The 308-nt window shown below is 66.6% G+C and carries 1 pseudogene; it reads left to right on the top strand.

Features of this window, described 5'->3' with window-relative positions:
- Window positions 1-308, top strand: a pseudogene (locus tag HMPREF2914_RS03880) (glutamine synthetase); the annotation flags it as partial.

The following is a 308-nucleotide window of genomic DNA, read 5'->3' as shown; positions in this document are numbered from 1 at the left end:
TTCTTCGCCGACCCCCGCGAAGTCCTGCGCCAGGTGGTGGCCAGGTTCACCGAGATGGAACTGACCATCGTCGCCGCCTTCGAGCTGGAGTTCTACCTGATCGACCAGGAGAACGTGAACGGCCGGCCGCAGCCTCCGCGCTCGCCGATCTCCGGCAAGCGTCCGCAGTCGGTGCAGGTGTACTCCATCGACGACCTCGACGAATACGTCGAGTGCCTCCAGGACATCATCGACGGCGCCCGCGCCCAGGGCATCCCGGCCGACGCCATCGTCGCCGAATCCGCACCGGCGCAGTTCGAGGTCAACCT

Source organism: Pseudomonas sp. HMSC067G02 (assembly GCF_001813485.1).
Classification (GTDB): Bacteria; Pseudomonadota; Gammaproteobacteria; order Pseudomonadales; family Pseudomonadaceae; genus Pseudomonas; species Pseudomonas aeruginosa.
The sequence above is the reverse complement of the archived record's forward strand: the minus strand, read 5'-3'. Positions and strand labels throughout refer to the sequence as shown.